We start from the raw sequence: 905 nt of genomic DNA on the forward strand, positions 1-905 counted from the left end.
GTATTGGTGTTATCTATTGAAATTTCAACCTCTCCATCAACACACATGTATATGATAAATGAATCGAAAATGTTGTGTTTTTCTATACTTGAATCTATTTCCATAAAATTAGTAATGAAAAATGGGCAATTCACTATTTCATTAGAAGCATTCTTTTTCTTCTTGTATTCTACTCTAAAGTCTTCATTCATCTCAAAATCGAACGCTTCAATAGCAATGTCGTTATGCAACTCACGTTCGTTACCTTCATCATCAACACGATCCCAATCGTAAACACGATACGTTACGTCACTCGTTTGCTGAATCTCTGCCAAAAGCACACCTGCACCAATAGCATGTACACGACCAGCTTCAATAAAGTAAGTATCACCTTCTTTAACCTTATCAAAATTCAAAATCTTAGTTAAAGTCTTATTTTTTAAATGCTTTAAATACGTGTCTTTATCTACATCTTGGTTAAACCCAACTATAAGATTTGCATCTTTATCAGCTTGCATTATATACCACATTTCAGTTTTACCAAACGAGTTATAACGGTTTTTTGCCAGCTCATCATTTGGGTGCAACTGAATGCTTAAATCTTCTTTGGCATCAATAAACTTAATTAGCAAAGGAAATTCTTTGCCAAAACGCTCATAGTTTTTAATTCCTAATAAATCAGATTTATATGTATTTAGAAGCTCTTGAAGTGATGTTCCTTTTAATTTACCATTAGAAATAATAGAAATAGCTTCTGGAACTGTACTTATTTCCCAACTCTCTCCTAAGAATTTTGAGTCTGAATCTTTATTAAAATATTGATTCAACTTTTCTCCTCCCCAAATTTTATCTTTTAAAATTGGCTGAAATTTTAAGGGATATAAGACGTCTTTCATAAAATTAATCGCCAGAATAAGTTACAAAGT

General features: G+C 31.5%; 1 protein-coding gene. It reads right to left on the reverse strand.

Going from position 1 to position 905, the window contains the following annotated elements; translation table 11 throughout:
• Positions 1-875, reverse strand: an 875-nt coding sequence (locus QZZ53_RS04805) for a type I phosphomannose isomerase catalytic subunit (RefSeq protein ID WP_296382080.1), incomplete at its 3' end; no start/stop codon positions are given.
• Between the last annotated feature and the right edge of the window lie 30 nt (positions 876-905).

It is taken from the genome of Winogradskyella sp. (assembly GCF_016744625.1).
GTDB lineage: Bacteria > Bacteroidota > Bacteroidia > Flavobacteriales > Flavobacteriaceae > Winogradskyella.